Annotated in this window: 14 protein-coding genes; 8 read left to right on the top strand and 6 right to left on the bottom strand. The window is 52.8% G+C overall.

What is annotated here, in order from left to right:
* Positions 1–2: 2 nt before the first annotated feature.
* From HF638_RS09255 to HF638_RS09245, 3 genes are all read left to right on the top strand, one after another.
* The gene (locus HF638_RS09255; RefSeq protein ID WP_036606660.1) at positions 3–797 is read left to right on the top strand and encodes an ABC transporter ATP-binding protein; all 795 of its coding nucleotides are present in this window, start codon (positions 3–5) and stop codon (positions 795–797) included.
* Positions 798–956: 159 nt separating this feature from the next.
* Positions 957–2,120, top strand: coding sequence for a winged helix-turn-helix domain-containing protein (locus tag HF638_RS09250; RefSeq protein WP_169479935.1), 1,164 nt, complete (start codon positions 957–959; stop codon positions 2,118–2,120).
* Positions 2,121–2,205: 85 nt separating this feature from the next.
* Entirely contained in the window at positions 2,206–3,552 is a 1,347-nt protein-coding gene (locus tag HF638_RS09245) for an MFS transporter (protein WP_169479934.1), read from the top strand.
* A 112-nt stretch (positions 3,553–3,664) separates the two neighbouring features.
* On the opposite strand, the gene HF638_RS09240 is transcribed toward HF638_RS09245, so the two are convergent.
* Positions 3,665–4,246: a hypothetical protein gene (locus HF638_RS09240; protein WP_076333781.1), complete on the bottom strand. Its 582-nt coding sequence runs from the start codon at positions 4,244–4,246 to the stop codon at positions 3,665–3,667.
* A 30-nt stretch (positions 4,247–4,276) separates the two neighbouring features.
* The gene (locus HF638_RS09235) at positions 4,277–4,810 is read right to left on the bottom strand and encodes a hypothetical protein (protein WP_169479933.1); all 534 of its coding nucleotides are present in this window, start codon (positions 4,808–4,810) and stop codon (positions 4,277–4,279) included.
* Positions 4,811–5,009: 199 nt separating this feature from the next.
* On the opposite strand from HF638_RS09235, the gene HF638_RS09230 reads away from it, so the two are divergent.
* The 5 genes from HF638_RS09230 (at position 5,010) to HF638_RS09210 (ending at position 13,349) form a co-directional block, all read left to right on the top strand.
* Positions 5,010–5,507, top strand: a complete 498-nt coding sequence (locus HF638_RS09230; protein ID WP_169479932.1) for a DUF6385 domain-containing protein — start codon at positions 5,010–5,012, stop codon at positions 5,505–5,507.
* Between the two features lie 45 nt (positions 5,508–5,552).
* Positions 5,553–6,872 carry a DUF6385 domain-containing protein gene (locus HF638_RS28390; RefSeq protein ID WP_211175564.1) on the top strand — a complete coding sequence of 440 codons (1,320 nt, stop codon included), beginning with the start codon at positions 5,553–5,555 and terminating at the stop codon, positions 6,870–6,872.
* A 79-nt stretch (positions 6,873–6,951) separates the two neighbouring features.
* Positions 6,952–9,234, top strand: a complete 2,283-nt coding sequence (locus HF638_RS09220; protein WP_169479931.1) for a glycosyltransferase — start codon at positions 6,952–6,954, stop codon at positions 9,232–9,234.
* Positions 9,191–11,161, top strand: coding sequence for a glycosyltransferase (locus HF638_RS09215; RefSeq protein WP_169479930.1), 1,971 nt, complete (start codon positions 9,191–9,193; stop codon positions 11,159–11,161). Before HF638_RS09220 ends, HF638_RS09215 begins: the two co-directional genes overlap by 44 nt.
* A gap of 91 nt (positions 11,162–11,252) precedes the next feature.
* A complete protein-coding gene (locus tag HF638_RS09210) occupies positions 11,253–13,349 on the top strand; it encodes a tetratricopeptide repeat-containing glycosyltransferase family 2 protein (protein ID WP_169479929.1) in 2,097 nt (698 codons plus the stop codon).
* A gap of 222 nt (positions 13,350–13,571) precedes the next feature.
* On the opposite strand, the gene HF638_RS09205 is transcribed toward HF638_RS09210, so the two are convergent.
* The 4 genes from HF638_RS09205 to HF638_RS09190 are packed head-to-tail and all read right to left on the bottom strand — an operon-like array spanning position 13,572 to position 17,908.
* Positions 13,572–14,243 carry a class I SAM-dependent methyltransferase gene (locus tag HF638_RS09205; protein ID WP_169479928.1) on the bottom strand — a complete coding sequence of 224 codons (672 nt, stop codon included), beginning with the start codon at positions 14,241–14,243 and terminating at the stop codon, positions 13,572–13,574.
* Entirely contained in the window at positions 14,240–15,625 is a 1,386-nt protein-coding gene (locus tag HF638_RS09200; RefSeq protein ID WP_169479927.1) for a glycosyltransferase family 4 protein, read from the bottom strand. The genes HF638_RS09205 and HF638_RS09200 overlap by 4 nt, the downstream gene beginning before the upstream one ends.
* Position 15,626: 1 nt before the next feature.
* Positions 15,627–16,619 carry a glycosyltransferase gene (locus tag HF638_RS09195; RefSeq protein WP_248278082.1) on the bottom strand — a complete coding sequence of 331 codons (993 nt, stop codon included), beginning with the start codon at positions 16,617–16,619 and terminating at the stop codon, positions 15,627–15,629.
* A complete protein-coding gene (locus HF638_RS09190; RefSeq protein WP_169479926.1) occupies positions 16,616–17,908 on the bottom strand; it encodes a tetratricopeptide repeat protein in 1,293 nt (430 codons plus the stop codon). The genes HF638_RS09195 and HF638_RS09190 overlap by 4 nt, the downstream gene beginning before the upstream one ends.
* Positions 17,909–18,129 lie beyond the last annotated feature (221 nt).

Below are 18,129 nucleotides of genomic sequence, written 5' to 3'. Positions count from 1 at the left end.
TCATGCTGGAGATTACGCAAGTAACCAAGCTGTTCAACCCAGGCACAACGGATGAGAAGACCGCGCTGGTTGGTGTGAATCTGACGATGAATCCGGGAGATTTTGTGACGGTGATTGGCAGTAACGGAGCGGGGAAATCCACCCTGATGAACATCATTTCGGGTGTGATGAAGCCGGATATGGGCGATGTTCTGATCAATGACCGTTCCATTAAAAACCTGCCGGAGCATAAGCGCAGTAGCTGGATTGGCCGGGTGTTCCAAGATCCGATGGCAGGCACAGCACCACATATGTCCATTGAAGAAAATATGGCGATGGCATACAAACGTGGCAAAGGACGCGGACTGGGCTTCGGAGTAACCCGTGCCAGACGTGAGATTTTCAACACGCAACTGGAGAAGCTGGGAATTGGATTGGAGAAGCGACCGAACGCGAAAGTCGGTCTCTTGTCAGGCGGGGAGCGACAGGCACTCAGTCTGCTGATGGCGACCTTTACCCAGCCGCAGATTCTGCTGCTGGATGAGCATACGGCTGCCCTTGATCCTTCACGTGCCGAACTGATCACGGAACTGACGGAGACACTTGTGCGTGAGATGAGACTTACTACATTGATGGTAACGCACAATATGGAACAGGCGATTCGTCTGGGTAACCGTTTGATTATGATGGACAAAGGCCGAATTATTTTGGATGTCAGCGAAGAGCGCAAGCGTACGTTGACGGTACCTGAGTTGCTGGGTGAATTCGAGCGTATTAGCGGCAAAAAAATGGCGGATGACCGAGTCGTGCTTGGTTAAGGCAAGGGAATAACTCGTTCAAAGAATAGCTCCACGACAGAAACCTTTTGCGTTCTCGCAAAGGGTTTTTGTGGTATGTTGAACACCATGAAGAGAAAAAATGGAATGAATCTATACGTTTTCGGATTAGCGAATTATACATAGTAGGAGGAACCAGGCATGTCTTTGCAATTGGATGAAGGGACATATACGGTAACACGGCGAACGGAATCCATTCGTCTACTCGCTAAGGAATTTGCACTGCTGCATTTTCTGTATGAAAACAAGGAAAAAGCCTTCACCCGCAGCCAACTGCTGGACCGGGTATGGCCATTGGAATATCCGGTTGAACGTACCGTGGATGATCATATCTATCGTCTGCGCAAGAAGCTGAAACGCTGGGATGAGATCAGTCTGGATACGGTACGGGGCTACGGTTATCGGCTTGCTGTGCACGAAAACAAGTCCGTTCTACCCGCGAGTCCTTCCACTCAGGACCCAGAAATGCAGGAGGCTATTCACGGATTACTTCGTAAATATCACTTGTTTGGGCAGGGAAACGCCATACAGACCTTGGTCCAACAGCAGGAAGCGCTCGGCATTCAGATTGTCCCGTATTATCAGTTGTATATCCGTTTTATACAGGGAGATCTGGAGTGGCTGATTACAACAAAGGAAATTCCCTTTGAGGAGCGTCTATACTGGCTACTGATTTTCGTGCACCCCCTAATTGAGCCAGCCAATAGTATACAGCTGTATGAGCAGGCTCTGAATTCATCGGCATTGTCTGCAGATCAGCTTCGGGAGCTTCGGATACTAAACATCGTTGAGGTCTATGCAGAGATCGGACAGGTTGAACGGGCCCGTATGCAGCTGGAGGACACGTATCGTGTGATCGAGACAGACGAGCTAGTTAATTTCAAACTGCCTGTAGCTCTTGCAGCGTTGTATGTGGAACTGTGGGGTGGCAGCGGTGAAGCGGTTGAGGCTCAGATAGCAGTCCTGCGAGCAGGATTAAAGGATGCTCCGTATCTGCGGGAGATTGGACGTTTTCAGATGATGGAAGGGTTATGGTTGCTTCGGCAGGGACGAGTTCGTGAAGCGGAACTTAGAATGGATGATGGTCTGGACGTATTGAAGATGTCGCTGAACGCACCGTTATATCTGAATGCTGCATATCAGATTCTCCAGTTCATGGGTCATCATCGAATTGAAGGCAGACTTCGCAGTAAATATCGTCAAGTGTACGCAGAGATCGGCAAAAGTTACGGCGTTCCCATATATGGACAGCAAATTGTGGATGAAGTCCGCAACTTTTTATCCCCGATCCCCCCCATCCTCTGATCTTCCTCTGATATAACGCCCTTATGATTACAGCCAAGGAACATACAGACCGTAAACGGCTGTAATCAAGGGAGGAAGTACATGTATGACCGTCATTTCTAATGAACCCACGTCCAATGAATCCACCGAATTACCCGCCTCATCTGCGGAATCCTCCAAAAGTCTATGGACCAACCTCCGGTTTGTCCGCATGTTTATCGCATACTCTCTGGCTACGTTTGGAGACTGGTTCGATGCACTAGCCATCCAGGTGATGGTGGCCTACCGCTGGGGTGCTGATCCACTGATCATTGCGCTGATTCCTGTATGTATGGCTGTCCCGGGCATATTACTGGGCTCCGTTGCAGGTGCACTGGCTGATCGACTTCATAAAGTGAAAATCATGATCCTGTGCGATGTAATCACCGTGGGATTAACCGTTGCTATTTTATTCGCACCAAGCCCGGCATGGTTGCTTCCACTGCTTGCCCTGCGGGCCATGATGGGGGTATTCCATGTTCCAGCCCAGCAGGCGTTAACTCGTCAAGTGGTGGTAGAGAAGCATCTGTTCCAGGCATCTTCCTTGAACGGTTTTGTGAGCCAGTGCTCGAAAGTGGCAGGACCACTTCTGGGAGCAGTCATTTTGGCCTTTTTCTCACCACAGATCTGTATTGCCATTAATGCCTGTACCCGCCTGTTGTCGGGCGCGGTGTTATGGCCCTTACGGCGTTTGGTGGAGAAGTCGGACCCGGTTGGAACAGAAGGAAGTGATGCTGATGCAAAGGATGGCTCGGAATCTTTATTCACTCAGTGGCAGCAAGGCTGGCATTTTATACGTCGCAGCCGCACTGTGCTGAGCACGATTCTGTTTGGCTGTTTTGGACTCATGGCCATTCTAATGATAGATTATCAGTTTACGACCCTGTTTCGGGAGATCAAGCCAGGTAACGAATCACTGCTCGGCTGCTTGGGTTCATCGGCAGGAGCAGGGGCAGTAATCGTCATTTTGCTGTTAAATCGGCTGCCGAGGATTGGGTATGGGTGGGGAATGGGTGGAGGATATCTGTTCGTGGGTGCCGGAATCGCTGCATTGGGGTGGATCGGCCCACAAACACCGGAAATTTGGGTCATTATCTGGGGCCTCTGCATCGGGGTAGGCAATGGGCTCTTTATGGTAACTCTGAATTATCTGTTGCAAAAAGAAACCCCTCCTGCCTATGTAGGGCGTGTCTTCGGCATCCAAAATTCACTATCCAGTGTTGTACTGGTCGTAGCTCCACTTGCAGGTGGGGCGCTCATTCGAGCCGCAGGGCCGAGTCCCACCTTTCAATATATCGGTCTCGCTACGCTGGTGATTGGTCTTGCTGGCATTCTGCTACAGCGTATCTTGTGGGAGGGAAAGCAACCTCTCATGACTGAAGCAAAAGAGATCATTCCGCAGGAATCGGCCTGACAGTCTTTGCCCGAACAACATATTTAATCATCATTACATCTACAATAAAACGAACAGCCGCTTCCGGTATTCATCCGAAAGCGGCTGTTTGCACGTTGCGATGTATGAAACATCATACTTCCCACCAGGCGAAATAGGCAGTGGAGGCCATCAGTCCACCAACCGAGAGTGATCCGCCGACAGACAGGTTAATGGCCTGACCCGGAGGAACCACATAACGGCCGAATTCATTGGATAGAAATGGCCCTGCTTGAAGGGGCATCGCCATCAATGAAGTCGCACCTGAAGGCACGGCAGCAGAGAATCGTACTACGGCTACACTGGTATTACTGCTGGAAAGATTGCTGTTCACCGGCGTAAGTGTACTGGGAGAGGACAGCGTTCCATTTGCGGTCAGACTCATGGAACCGCTGAAGGAAGATAACAGGTTGAGTGAGACTGTAATTCCGCCAGAGATCCGTGATACGTATAGGGTTTTTCCACTCCCCGCTGGATTGGCCAATTGTACGGTGGCAATTACCGTTCCTCCGAGCAATCCCAGTGTTGTGGAGTTGGTGGAACCTGCATTGTACAGATTGCCTGTGTTGCCGGCATCGTTCTCCGGTGGGGCAACAATGCCGGGAGAGGTATATGTGTTGGTATTTGACGTATAGACGGGCTGGCTTAACGGGTTGAATACATTATTGTTTGGCACTGTATACACCACCTTCTACTATGATCCAACTCAGAATTCCCACCAGAACAGGTTAATGGCTCCCGTCTGACTCCCTGTGCCTACACTAATGGATAAAGTTTGTCCTGGTGGCACAATAATCGAGCCGTTCAAATTCAGTGAATACATACCTGCGGTAAGCGGAATACTTGCGATGCTCGTGAAGGTTCCCCCAAGAGTACCCGTGCTTTGCCTCGTTGTGACTACACTGACGTTGGTATTTCCAAGTAGCGTATTGACGGGTACAGGCGAGCTGCCACCAGTCACCGTTCCTCCAGAATAGATGACAAGCGTAGCTGCTGCTGTTGTGCCTCCGGTGAGGCTGGATATGCGTAAAGTTCTGCCACTACCGGCTCCATTCACGATCTGTAGAAGAAGATTTTGGCTGGCAGGAATTGCGGTATTGTTCGTCGTTAGGGCAAAGAAACTTCCGGCAGCAGCAGCACCGCTGTCTGGTGAAGCTTCAATTCCAGGTGCCGAGAAGGTATTGGTCAGTTGAGTAAACAGGGGACCATTGGATTGGTTGAATATATTGTAGTTGGTCATCTCATCCACCTCCCGTAGACCAGTTCTTTTAGAGCAACACTCCGGTTAATTCACATGTCATTGTACTTGCAGTGTATGTGAAAAGCAGAAAAATGGATTGGGGACTGAGCCGTATATCTGGAAATAAAGGCGGTTGCCGTGCCCGTATTTCCAATCCGGGCATACGATGCGTAAGCACATTTTTTAAGGGGAAATCGAGATGAGTCGAACAGCGAAGCGAAGCAAGAAGAGAACGAAGCAACCAACTAAATATGTTAGCCGTCGTCGCTCCCGTCATTCCTGCCGCGCTAAATTGCTGAAACCCCCTTGTTCCCGGATCACTCGTCCCCGGTTCAAGCAGGGTGCTTCCTCACGTACGAAACTCCCTGGTGCTATTCATTGTTTTACAGAGCATACGTATGTCGGAGCCGAGACCAGTAGCAGCATACACTCACTCCCGGCACAAGACACCTCATCACTCAGCATGTATACCTATGGCGTTGTGAATCGGGGCAAACATCCGGCTCTTGTACAGATCCAGATCAGTCCCAATGCCGTGGACTATGCTGTGGACAGCCAGGAGGTGGTCGCGGGAGGTCAGACCAAAGCGCTGGTACCCTTGCGATTTTTGCATTATACCCGGCTTGCAATTCGATCTGTTGAACCGGATCAGCCGACCCGGCTTGATGTTTACTTTCAGGCGCAGCGTATGCCGTAAGGGAGTAAGATTTCACAGATTTGACCAGGGAGGAGGACGAGGCACATGCCTAACTTTACAACGTTTAATACGAATCCGGATAATTTGAGGACGTTGATCTTCGGCCAGGATAGTACAGGCACAGCCCAGCCCGTCAGAACCGATACGAGCGGGAACGTGGTTGGCATCATTTTGGACGGAACCATCAGTAACATCTCCGGTCTGACCACCGTTACGATTAATGCCGGAACCATTACGAACATTCTGAACGGCACAATTACAAGTGTACTTGGAGCGACCATCACGGCAGGTACGATCAACAGTGTGCTTGGAGCTACCGTTACCGCAGGTACGTTGACGAATTTGCTGAATGGTACGATCACCAGTGTATTGGGAGCAACGATCACGGCGGGAACAATTACAAGTGTACTCGGGGCAACGGTAACAGCAGGAACACTCACGAACTTGCTGAATGGTACCATCACGAGTGTGCTTGGAGCCACGGTGACTGCCGGAACATTGACAAACTTACTGAATGGTACGATCACAAGTGTACTTGGAGCAACGATTACAGCCGGAACGATTACTAGTGTGCTCGGAGCTACGGTAACGGCGGGAACGCTGACCAACTTGCTGAATGGTACGATTACGAGTGTATTAGGAGCAACAATCACAGCCGGAACCATCACTAGTGTGCTCGGAGCTACAGTAACGGCGGGGACACTGACGAACTTGCTGAATGGTACGATCACAAGTGTATTGGGAGCAACGATCACGGCCGGAACCATCACCAGCGTACTTGGAGCGACCATCACAGCGGGGACCATCACAGGTATACTCGGAGCAACGATTACCGCAGGTACGATCACGAGCGTACTAGGAGCAACCATCACCGCAGGCACCCTGACGAATTTATTAAACGGAACGATCACCAGTGTGCTCGGCGCAACAGTAACAGCGGGGACGCTGACAAACCTGCTGAATGGTACGATCACCAGTGTGCTCGGCGCTACAATTACGGCGGGAACGCTTAGCAGCGTTACTTCCATATCACAGAAGAGTTTTCAGGAAAACCAGCTTATTAGCACCCCGACCGCTAACACCTTTACACCACTTCCAGCAGTGACAACCAGTGTATTTGGTACGTATTCTTTCTTTGTATATAACAGGGGACCTGGTGTAAACCGGGTAGATGCGCGCGTTGAGATCAGTGCGAACGGTTCGAACTGGTACACGGATGTGACGACGGTAACGGGCATTTTGTCCGGGTCAGTTGATGTATTGGTTCCGCAGCGTTTTCTCAAATATACACGTCTATCCTACCGCTCCAGCCTAGTTGGTGCACCAAGTACGATTGATGTGTTCTTCAATGGACAAGGCACATAACCCATTCATTTGTCATATAGGTACATGGAGTTCCTTTGGTGGACTTCATGTACTTTTTTTGTATTGGAGGTGGTTATGTTTGAAGAACCGTTTACTTGGAATCCATATGATTGTGCAAAATGAAGAACATCACCTGCCCCGCTGTCTCGACAGCTTGAAGCATATCGGCACGGAGTGCTATATCACTGATACGGGCTCGACTGACCGCACAACCGAGATCGCCAGAACATACGGAGCAAAGGTGTTGCACGCCCGCTGGGAAGATGACTTTGCCCATGCGCGGAATATAAGTTTGCCTCTGGCTAGCACCGAATGGGTCCTATGTCTGGATGCCGATGAGTACGTTACACAGGGATTGGAAGAACTGCTGAATTATTTGCCCAAAGTCCATAAAAGCATTTCAAGATTACGCATTACTATAGAGAATCGTTTCGGTAATAGGGTAGAGGAGAGCGTTATCTCTCAGCCAGTGAGACTGTTCCGTGCACATCAGGGATATCGATATGTGGGACGCATCCATGAGCAGTTGGTTCGTAGCGGCCCGAGCAAGCTTGTCCTGAATGAGGCTGCTGATGGGGATAAGAACGAGAAATATACAGATGAAGAAAATGTATTGATCGAGACTGAACCGCTGGCCCCGCTATGCCTCTTTCATGATGGATATCTGGCTTCCACGATTGCGAAGGAACATAAACCAAGACGTAATTTGAAGTTGATTGAGCGTGAACTTCAGGATGATCCTGCACAGCCTTTTCACCTGTACAATCTGGCAGTAACGTATTGCCAACTTGGTCAGATTGAACAGGCAATTGAAGCGTTCAGTGAATCACTGCGCCTGACAGAGTTGCTCACGCCATATCGCCCTACACTGGTTAGGGATTATGCGAAGACCCTTGTGGAATTAGAACGTTACGACAAGGCGCATGCACTTCTGGCTGTGGAAAGACAGCGTTATCCATCTTATGCGGATTTGCACCTGTTGTATGGGGAGACGTTAGAGCAGCAAGGTTTGGAGGAACGTGCATACCAATCCTACGTCCGAGCGACTGAGTGCCTGAAGGTGCCGTATGGTGATGGACAAAGTGATGGTGGTAGCACGTTAGACTCGTCATATGTAACGGAAGCAGGTTCTGACAGTTACAGAGCTTATACCGCTATGGCAAGACTTGCACAGAAACGGGGATTCCTGAATGAATCAGCACATCTGTACGGTCTGGCATTGGACAGCATGTTTGCATATGCTCCGGCATGGGTGGGGTTAGCGGATGTACTGCAACAATCGGGAGAAACGGATGAGAACGTAGCAGAAACATTACTTGCCAGATGCAAACGGATCGAAGAGTCGGGTCACGTTGAGTCGATCCGTGGTGAAATGTCCCATCCATACGCTGTGAAGAATGAGGATCATTTTGCACAAGTCATTCATGTTCTCGCAGGCTGCGGAGCATATGGGCAGGCATTGAAAATGCTGGATACAGATTCTCGTATTGCTCGTATCCATGTAGCGGATCGAATACATTGGATGTTGTGTGCGAATAAGGTTTCGGAGGCATTACAACTGGCAGAAGAACACTGGAACGTTGGATGTGTACATGAAGTCAATCTGCCGACTGAGCACAGAATGGATTGGGCACTGGCTTATTGGGCTAATGGATTACGATTAACCGATACATTCCTCGCATCTACCCATTCACAGGAAAAGACGGTTTGGAAGGTCATGGATCGTCTGCTGGACCAGTTGACCAAAGAGCCGCGAAGCATGGAACCTGCGTCAGAAGAGCAGAAGCTTATGGAGTGGGGTCCGCAGTCACAGATGGTGGCAGAACAGGTTGTACAGCAGGCGATAAAGACTGGACAGCTCACGCTTGCTGAGCAACTGCATGAACTGCGGGCAATCATGATGCGTGAGCATCGGGGAAAGGCAGTCACGGTCCGACGGGAGTTTGCAAGTCTGCTGTATCGTCACGGGTATACCATGGTAGCCGCGAACATCCTGATTCAGTGCATGACCGACAGTGAGCTGGATGCCGAAGGGTTATTCTGGCTGGGTGAAACATTGGTTGCCAAAGGATATTATGATCAGGCGCTGTCTCTGTTCGAGCAGGCTCTGGAGCGGGAACCTGATCTGCAACAGGCCAGAGCTGGTGCAGCGGTATGTTACTTGCGGATAGCAATGGAGGCACTTCGACAGGAGTTGGTTCGCTCCCCGTCGGCAGGGGCACTCGCGGCACAACATGCTGCACTGGAACAAAGGCTGCGGACGGCCGAAGGTATCCCATGGCGCACGATTTTCCATGCGAAGGAAAGGAGGAATCAGCTTGCGAGCGAAACGAATTTCCCTATGCTTGATCGTGAAGGATGAGGAAGAGTTACTGCCCCATTGTCTTTCCAGTGTCCAGGGAGCGGTGGACGAGGTAATCGTCGTGGACACCGGTTCGTCGGACCGCAGCGCGGAGATTGCGCAGCAATATGGCGCGGTGGTTGTCGGATTTGAGTGGTGCGATGATTTTGCCGCAGCACGGAATGCTGGCCTGGAGCGGGCCTCTGGCGACTGGATTCTTTTCCTTGATGCGGACGAGGCGCTCGATAGGGCTGCGCGGGAGCAGATCAGGAGCTGGACGACGGTCAGCGGATGTGACGGATTGTTTTTAAACATTCATAACTATACAGGTACGGGTCAGCAGGGGGTTACCGTGAATCCCGTTTTGCGTCTCTTTCGTAATGCCCCGGAGCATCGGTTCGAAGGTCGAATTCATGAGCAGATTGCGGCGGCGATTTGCCGTAGGAATCCAGAGGCTGCTTTTCATGTGACGGACATGATCATCCATCATTATGGGTATCAGACAGCGATTGTGGAGCGCAAAGATAAGGTGAACCGCAATGTCCGCCTGCTGCAACAGGCAGTGGAGGAAGAACCGGATCAGCCGTTCCATCACTATAATCTGGGTGTTGAGTATCTGCGTGTGGGGGAAGCGGAGCGGGCGTTGGAGACGTTTGGTGTTGCCCGGATGGGGATTGATCCTGCGGTGACCAGTTACGCGCATTTGCTATTCAAATATGAAGTACGCTGTCTCCAGCATCTGAATCGCTGGCAGGAGGCATTAGATCGAATCGACGCCGCGCTTGAACTATTTCCAGAGTACACGGATCTGATGCATCATCGTGGAGTCTGTGCAGACGAATTGGGGGATGCTGATCGGGCAGAATGTTCGCTGCGTGAAGCGGTTCGCATGGGGCCACCCCCACCCATCTACCATACGGAAGAAGGCATCGGCACCTATCAGACGTGGTATACGTTAGGCCGATTGTTGGAAGGAAAGGCTGATCTGGAAGGCGCGGTGGATGCTTACGTGGAAGCGGTACGCGCCAAATCCAGTCTGTTACCGCCACTCTATCGGATATTCCGAATTATGCGAGTCTCCGGGCAGGAACATCAGATTCCAGAGCTGGTGACGGAGCGTTTTGCGCTCGGATCGGAAGAGGCTACACATAAAGTATTGGGCATTCTAGAGCAAAGTCGTTGTTATGAAGCGGCTCTGCAATTGTTAACGGGTGTATCCACACAACCTTCCGCAGAGATGAGGGAACGCTTATCCGTGGCGGAGGCCATGCTCCAAATCCAGCAGGGAAGATGGCACAAGGCACGTTTGAAACTGGAACCTGTGCAGCGGAAAAAAGGACTGCTCGCGATCTCGTCTGCCCGATGGCTTGAACGGTTGGAATGGCTCGAAGGGAAGGAAGTCAGCGGAGACGATCCATTGACGTTGTGGTTGAAGCGTGGTTCTCAGGTTGGGGCAGTAACGAATGAGGAACCTGCTGTGCAGACAGGACGAATTGCTGGTCTGAGAGCGACAAAGAAGAGGGACACGGACTCCGATATGGACGGAACGGTTGCAGGAGCAGAGTATGATGGCTGGCAGGCGCTCGGACTGATGATGGAAGGCTGTGTACAGTCAGGACGATGGAAGGAACTGCATAGTCTGATTCAGATGTGTCGGCAGCAATTGGTGGGAGATGATTTATCTGTTGGGGATAGCATTCGGGTGGAAGAGAAAGAGAAAGAGATGGACGGGAAAAAGGAAAACGGGAAGGTGAGTGACATTGAGTCGTTCCCTGGGGCTTCGGATACCCTGACGGGAACAAGCTGGCTGGTGAAAGGATTGGTCAGTGCTGCGGATCATCATCTGGAGGTGTTCGCCCAACATACAGATGGACAGCGACACCGTTGTTGGCCTGTCGTTCAGCATATTCGGCTTGAACTGCCAGGGGCGGATGGGTTCGAGAACTAATTCGAGAGCTAAGCGGTATAAGGTAGGTGCAGGAGCTAAAGGATTACAGATGCGTACTGGATGGGACTGAACTCCGTTGATGAGGGTGGTGATGAATGTGAGTACAGGTATCAGCTTGTGCATGATCGTGAAGGATGAAGCCGTGCCACTCCAGCGGTGCCTGAACGCAGCTAGGGATGTTGTGGATGAGATCATCGTCGTGGATACAGGATCGGTAGACGATACAACTGAAATTGCGCGTCTCCATGGTGCCGTTGTAATTCGTACGGAATGGAACGGAGATTTCAGTGAAGCCCGTAATCTGTCACTGGCCGCTGCTACGAAACCGTGGATTCTGGTGCTTGATGCGGATGAGGTATGGGTACAGACCCCTCAGATGAATACAGAACTCATGCGGTTGTTAGCGGCAAGTAGGGATGACGTGTGGGGATACTGGATACAGGTCACAAGTCTGCTGGGTGTGTCCGGTGAAGAGCGTGTGACAGATGCGGTGTGTCGTTTGTTCCGAAATGATCCCCGAATTGCTTTTCAGGGCAGAATTCATGAAGAAATTGCTTCTTCCATCATGGCACTGGCTCCGCAAAGTGTGCTTCATTCTGGCCTTGAGGTTATTCATTACGGATACCTGGAGCAGGTGATTACTACCAAAAATAAAGGTGCACGAAATATGCAGTTGATTCGTTCCGCGTTAAATCAGGAGGGCGACCAACCGGAGTTGTTATATGCTCTGGCTGCCGAATGGTTTCAGCAAGCGAAGTATGATGAAGCACTCCGATTGTTGCACCCATTATTGGCACAACTTACACCGGAGTGCGGATATCACTCGGATCTGGTACTGAAAACAGCTTACGCTTGGCGAGAGAGTGGTAGCCCGGAGAGGGCGCTTGCTGTGGTGGAAGCATGGGCGCCCGTGTATGAGGATTTTCCGGATTTGTTGGAGCTTGGTGCTGTACTTGAACTGGATCAAGGGAGAGAGGATGTAGCCTTGGACTGGTTAAAACAGGCTAGATCCGCTGCTTCCACGGCCAGCAGGTATACATCAGTTTCTGGTGCTGGAACCTATCGCAGCCTAACACTGGAAGGCATGGCACATGAGCGGGCTGGTCGCTGGGCAGAGGCAGAAGCCGCGTACATAGCGGCGCTGAGCATGCAGCCCGGCAGCTTGCCTGCATGGCAGCGGCTGCTGTTGCTAGCCGCAGCCACCGGGCGGCCGCAGGCCATCGCCAGCGCAGCCGCCCGGGGAAGCTTGCCGCCTGCGGCATGGCAAGCGCTGATCGCGGCCGCGCTGGCTGCGCATCGGCCGGAGTGGCTGCTGCGCTATGCGGCAGCACTTGCTGCCCCGCTGCGGGCACAGCCGCTGGCCGCCGGGCTTGCGCTTGCCCAGCTGGGCGAAGACGCCACGGCTCGGGCGGCTTTGCAGCCCTGGGCGGCGCATGCGCAGCACGGGCCAGAGGCGGCGCTCGCGCTGTGGGCGCTGGGCCACAAGCAGCCAGGCGGGCACAACGCCCGAGCGGCGGATCGCCATGCGCCAGCGCTGCCCGCAGCGGCGCACGCCGCCGAGGCGTTGCTGCAGCGCGGGGCCACGGCCGGCAGCAACGCCTTGGCGCGCAGCAGCTGCGGAAGCCCGCCCCGCGGCGCCATGCCCGGCGGCTCGCCGCGCCGCGCACCTGCCTGCGGCTCGCCGCGCCGCGCACCTGCCTGCGGCCCGCCTGCGCCTGGCGGCGTGCTCGCCGCTGCGCAAGCGCTCGCCAGCGTTGGCGCCTGGGCCGCATGGCTGCGCCTGTTGCAGGCCCTGCCGCCCCGCGGCGCGCTGGCGTTGCTCGCAGCGCTTCCGCCTGCGGCACGCTGCGGGTTGCTGCGCGCACCCGCGAGCGTCCGCGAAGGGCTGCTGGCGCTATGTGGCACGCCTGACGGCGCGCAACAGCCCTTCGCGGACGAAGTGCCCGCCCCGGAGCGCACCGCTCACGCGCTCCTCGCGGGCACGCTCGCGCTGCTCGCCGGGCGGCAGAACCTGGCGCGTGAATGGGCTGATTCAGCCCAACTCACTGCGCGGCAACCTGCCGCCACAGGTCGCCCGGCGACTGCGATCGCGCCGGGCTTGCAAACCTTGCTGCGCCTGACAACACCCGGCGCAGCCTCTGCCAAAGAGTACACCAACCAGTGCAACATGCTACTGGTACACCTATAATTTTTCTTTAATCTTTAATCTCTGTCTTTCATCTCTAGTTCCCCAATCCCTATATATCACTCACATATTCCCGCAATAGGACCTCCATTGAAAGTACAAAAGCAACGGAGCTGCCGGTAATCGGATTATTTCCCGAACCGTACATTGTTCCGTTGCCAATGAGTCGAGCCTTCATGCCCTCAACTTCCACTCTGCACTTAACTCAATGCGGCCCAATTCGTCTCAACCTTTGCATATCACTGCACGAAAACAGCGAATCGGCGTGCCATACATATCAGACCAGATGGCATCATCTGGCTCTTCCACATTCAGCTTATCTTCAATGGTTAATCCAGTGACAGCCATGATCGTCTCTAGCAGATCCGGCCGCATCTCGGGCACATCGAAGGTAGCGATCAACTGTCCGTTGGGCTTCAGCACTCGCGCGAATTCACGAAAAGCCCGCAGCATTGTGCCTGTATCCAGATGTTCCAATACGGAGATACAGAACACCCGGTCGAACTTGCCGGACTCATACGGAAGCTGGGCCAGATTAGCCTGTGCACGGTGCAATCGGGCGAGACTTGAATCCGGCAGATCCTGGGCGGCTTGCTCGCCAAAGTCAGAAACAATATCCAGTCGGATCGCCTCTTCAGACAAAATGCGTTCATCCCAGTCGCAGGCGTGAACCTCGCGGCAGTTCTCTGCAAGCCAGAATTTGAACGGATGGGAGATGCCGCAGGCTGCATCAAGGACCACATCGTCCGGACGTGCAAACCGCCGGGCCCATTCATATTCGTAGGGACGGCTCCACCATGCCGGATGCAGCGGGAAGACCAATGTGTCCGTTTTAGGGTCACTTTGCCGGATGTATCTTGATTCCATGAATTCCGTTGCCTTGGGCGTATCCATCATCCCCGAATTCCCTCCTTTAATCCTGTCTCTGCCAAAAAAGATTCCAACACCGTGCCCCACCGGCTCCGCCACCTGGCAAGATCATAGGACAGTGCAGTCTCGCGCGCATAGATTCCCAGTCGTTCTCGCTCGGCCCGGTCCTGAACGAGACGTACCAGTGCGGCGGTGAGTTCCTGCTCGCCAGGAGGTACGAGCAGCCCATTAAACCCGTCCTGAATCAGATCATTCAATCCGCCAACATTGGAGGCAATCACCGGAAGACCACAACTCATCGCTTCCAGACAGGCATAGGAGGTGCCCTCTGAGAACACGGTTGGAATTACGGCGATATCTGCCTGATGGTAGGCCTCCCGAATATCCCGGAAATCATACGTGCGCTGGTTAATTCTCGCTGCATGTGGATGAGTACGATGCCAATAACGAAAGGCTCTCCCCACCGTACTGCCTTCGACCAGTTCCCCGGCAAATTCAATCTCCAGATCCGGAAAAGCACCCAATAGCTTATCTGCTGCCAGCATCATCGGAATAATGCCGCGTTCCATGCTGATGCGGCGCGGATATATAATGCGAATTGGGCGGGGAGGGGTCAAACTTACATCCACAGCTTTCTTTTCAACCTGTCCCCGAATTGGACCATTAATCTGGTAGTCAGCATCTGCTTCTATTAGAATATCGTTAGCCCTACCTCTATTCGTTCCATCACCACCTGCTCCACCCTTGCTCTCTACAGCTTGCACCCCTGATATAACTGCATCAGCCTTCTCCTCATGACTCGCCAGATCGGTCTTCCATGCAGCAAGCCATTCGTCTTCCTGTTCCTGCTCTAAGGTCCGCGTTGGCGGGGCTGGTGTGAAATAGGACGTATCCACTGCATTGGGAATCAGGACAACCTGCCTTGGGTCGGTATAGGTGCAAGCGGCCCGGCAAAAGGTCTGGAAATGGGAATCCACAGACACGATGCGCACAAGTCCATCCAAAGCCAGCTGAATGTGTTCTGCTACTTGTTGTTTGGTGTCCAGTGGCAGTCCGGGACGATCCCAGTTAATGCCGTGACAGATGCCAAGACTGCCGGGTTTGTAGGTGATGGGTTGCCACAGACAGCTCGCATAGATCACAGGGCCGCGCGCCGCGGCGGCCATCCGGTCAAAGGCTTCAGGCACATCGTTCATGTCATACGCATAGCCAAATACATCAATCTGCTCCGTCCGCGTCTGAAACGCTTCAAAATAAGAGAGCTGATGAACCTCGGGAATATGCCCGAGCCCACGGATGACACTGCACAGATCCAGAATGTAGCGCTCCAGTCCACCGCCAAATACCCGGCCAAATTCCCGATTGTACCCATCGGTAAAGCTATGCGTCAGAATACTCACCACGCCCATGTCACTGTCCCTCCTTCCAGGGAAGAAGCCGAGGTTCCGGATCGAGGATCGACTCGTAATGTGCAAGATTGCCCCACTCACCGCTAGGATCAATACGTTTGTAACGCAAATATTTACGAACCCGATCCTCCAGGCTGCCGGCCCAACCGAGATGCTGAACCTTCAATTCCGTGCTGATCCCAGGCAATACAGTGCAGGACAAGGGAAGGCGGGGGACGTGATGATTCTGCTGTGGATAAAAATAAGGATATCCAGGCATATACCGTACAAGTGAAGCGGTATGCCGTTTATGCAGACACCAGAGATCATCTTCCCGGTAGTGGGTCCGGCCACCCCACATATCGTAGAAACGAAATGCAAACCAGTCCGCATACTCCTGATTAATCAGAGTGCGTATGGCTTTCTTGGCCTCTATGCTGTATAGCTCATCCGCATCAACCGAGAGCAACCAGTCGGGACGTGTTCCCGCAGCCGCTTGCCATAAGGTGTTGCGAAGCCGCCATTCCTCGGCGAACAGCGGTTTCTCCAATACCTCCAGCCGGACCACCTTCGGATAGGCTTTGCATATGTCCGGGGTTCCGTCTGTGCTTGCATCGTCCACAATCACGATCTCATCCACGAACTCACTCAGATCATGCAGTACCTCTTCAAGGTATCGGCCACGTTCATTACGAACCTGGAGCATGGCGGTCAGCTTGTTGCCTTTGCTTTTGCGAACCCGACGAATGGAAAAGGGCTCCTTGAATACACTTGTTTCCTCTTGTGTGACAGCATCCTGTTCTCCATGACCTTGTACGTCGCCCCAGTGATGAATTTGGCTTCGAGTGCTCGGCGTTGGTTGTGCATGATCCGGCGTGTGATCGCCATTTCCCAATGCGTCTGTATGTGTCCGATCGACTGTTTCCGTTGGCGTGTAAGTGGTTTCGGTTCGGATATCCCTGTGCACCATCGGCCCATTCACCTGTTGTCTACGCTTCTTCGGGTCCAGCATCATGGCACCTCCCCAAGCAATTGCTGTACAGCATGATCCAACAGCTCCAGTTCGACAATCCGGGCGAGCGCATCTTCATCCTCCAGTGCCGTTTCGAGAAAATGTCGGACTGCTCCGTGTCGCTCTCCTCGCAGAGCCAGCGCACTTCCGGATAATTGCTGATAATCCCGGCGACTGGCATCATCCTGAATATCGATTGCATGCACCAGAGCCAGTGCCTCTTCCACACGTCCAGTCTCCTGATAGATGCGGAATTTCCAATGTCTCGCCGTTTCTCCGCCAAGTTCGTCCAGGATACGCAAGGCGTTTCCGTAATCATCGTTAATACGTAGCAATTCCGCTCGTACAAGTTGATCTTCTCCCGCTTCAAGCCAGCGGCAGAGCTGTTCATAATGATGTCGTTCTTGTTCGTCGCTCGCACTGATACCGTACACCAGCAGGGCGTCCTCCAATTTCCCGGCCCGGGCATGGATGGCAGACAGGAAGCGATAGTGGGAGACTACGCAATCGCTGCGACCATTCATGACCGCATGGGTGAAGGCTTCTTGCAGTGAATGGATAGCCCTAGGATCTTCAAGCAAGTACTCATAGGCTGCCAGCAAAAAGGATATCGTCTCATGGGCGCCTGCTTTGGATCGGAGCTGGCGGTAGAAGTCAGCACGTACACTGCATTGAAGCAGGGTGACGCTATCCAGCGTTCCTGACAGGATCTGCCGCAGCGCATGCAGGAAGAACAGTTCGTAGTCCCGGAGAGGGACTTCGAGGTCATCCTTTTGCATCGTACCCGCAGGTGTAGGATCTTCGCCGCCTAGCCAGACAGCGCGTACACCTTGGAAAAGCAGCTTCATATATCGTGTTTCGGAGGAGGTACCCACCAGATCGGCGATGCCAACCAGTTTGGAAATACTGCTTTCCCATAGCGGAGAAGTTGCTTCATCTCCAGCAGGCTCAGGGAGCAGAACAATACATAGATCCGGCTCCAGCGAAGCTGTAGCCATAAGCCAGTACGGATGGGTAACGACCGCAACGGTTCGTGGTTCCAGTAATAGCTGCTCGGCTTCAGGAAGGGAGATCACGGTGATGACCGAAGGTACATCCTCTGTTTGCGTCAGGCTGCTGACATAGTAGACATCTCCCTCGATCGACAGCAGCGCAGCAATATCGGGATAGGGAAAGGATGACCAGCCTCCTTTGCGGGGGAAGAGAACATACCGGACAGGGGGCTGTGCCGTAGTAGCCTCATCCGGGCCGACTTCGGGGGCTGAATCAGGTAACGGCGCAGGATTTTCCATAAATTGTTCACCTCACCTTGACTGAATTATGGTGCGTCATTCTCTCTGCATGTGCTTCATGCTTTCACTTCATATGTAAAGCCCTCACGGCACTTCGCATGTTATGCCTGAGACTAACATATGGGCATTCCGTCCCAAACATGAGTATCTTCCATGAATACATGAAGTTGGCAAGCTGTGGTAATAGGCTAATTTTTATCTTTTGTGTGACCAGGATCACT

This window comes from Paenibacillus sp. SZ31 (assembly GCF_012912005.1).
GTDB lineage: Bacteria > Bacillota > Bacilli > Paenibacillales > Paenibacillaceae > Paenibacillus.
The sequence above is the reverse complement of the archived record's forward strand: the minus strand, read 5'-3'. Positions and strand labels throughout refer to the sequence as shown.

Coding starts and splice junctions, on each gene's coding strand:
- HF638_RS09230 (WP_169479932.1), top strand. CDS start 5,010: ATGAGTCGAACAGCGAAGCGAAGCAAGAAGAGAACGAAGCAACCAACT.
- HF638_RS09245 (WP_169479934.1), top strand. CDS start 2,206: ATGACCGTCATTTCTAATGAACCCACGTCCAATGAATCCACCGAATTA.
- HF638_RS09190 (WP_169479926.1), bottom strand. CDS start 17,908: ATGGAAAATCCTGCGCCGTTACCTGATTCAGCCCCCGAAGTCGGCCCG.
- HF638_RS09195 (WP_248278082.1), bottom strand. CDS start 16,619: ATGATGCTGGACCCGAAGAAGCGTAGACAACAGGTGAATGGGCCGATG.
- HF638_RS09210 (WP_169479929.1), top strand. CDS start 11,253: ATGAATGTGAGTACAGGTATCAGCTTGTGCATGATCGTGAAGGATGAA.
- HF638_RS09255 (WP_036606660.1), top strand. CDS start 3: ATGCTGGAGATTACGCAAGTAACCAAGCTGTTCAACCCAGGCACAACG.
- HF638_RS09250 (WP_169479935.1), top strand. CDS start 957: ATGTCTTTGCAATTGGATGAAGGGACATATACGGTAACACGGCGAACG.
- HF638_RS09200 (WP_169479927.1), bottom strand. CDS start 15,625: ATGGGCGTGGTGAGTATTCTGACGCATAGCTTTACCGATGGGTACAAT.
- HF638_RS09235 (WP_169479933.1), bottom strand. CDS start 4,810: ATGACCAACTACAATATATTCAACCAATCCAATGGTCCCCTGTTTACT.
- HF638_RS28390 (WP_211175564.1), top strand. CDS start 5,553: ATGCCTAACTTTACAACGTTTAATACGAATCCGGATAATTTGAGGACG.
- HF638_RS09205 (WP_169479928.1), bottom strand. CDS start 14,243: ATGATGGATACGCCCAAGGCAACGGAATTCATGGAATCAAGATACATC.